This is a genomic window from Bartonella sp. AC130YNZD (assembly GCF_042196865.1).
GTDB lineage: Bacteria > Pseudomonadota > Alphaproteobacteria > Rhizobiales > Rhizobiaceae > Bartonella.
This window is the reverse complement of record NZ_JBHIQZ010000190.1, coordinates 1-544: the sequence shown is the minus strand read 5'-3', so window position 1 is coordinate 544 and position 544 is coordinate 1. Positions and strand designations below refer to the sequence as shown.

1 protein-coding gene and 1 pseudogene are annotated in these 544 nt (G+C 39.5%); both read left to right on the top strand.

What is annotated here, in order from left to right; genetic code table 11:
- Positions 1–264 (top strand): annotated as a pseudogene (locus ACFINU_RS10400) (hypothetical protein); the annotation flags it as partial.
- A 98-nt stretch (positions 265–362) separates the two neighbouring features.
- Positions 363–544: Arm DNA-binding domain-containing protein (locus tag ACFINU_RS10395; RefSeq protein ID WP_375619094.1), on the top strand; the 182-nt coding region annotated here is incomplete at its 3' end.

Below are 544 nucleotides of genomic sequence, written 5' to 3'. Positions count from 1 at the left end.
TTAACGGATGAAGAAAAGCAGCATTTGCAAGAAGGCTCTGATGGCAAAGTGCATGTATCCTTTAATGGCATCTTTACGCCACCAGAGGAAGCCGCTGTTTATGCAGAGCAACATGCGAAGGATAAAAATAATCCGCTTTATTTTGTTGTGTTCCCAGAAGCGGCAGACAGGGCTTTAGCAACAAGAATCAAGTTATGTAAATATGTGCAAGAACATATTGATGTCTATAATTTTTTATGTTCCAATAAAAAAATTAAGAATTAAAGAAAAAATCTCAAATCAAAAAATTAAGGTGGTCTAAAAGGTGGACCCAAAAAGGTGGACGAGCAATGTGTGAAAAGGTGGACGAGAAGGGAAATTAAGTGAGGGGGATTCATAGATTATCAGCATTGCTTGTCAAGTCTGCTTCTCAAGGTAAATACTGTGATGGAGCAGGGCTATGGTTGAATGTTCGAAAAGACAATACGCGCTCTTGGTTCTTTCGTTATACATACCATAACAAACGCCGTGAAATGGGGCTTGGTCCAGTCGCACAACTTTCTCT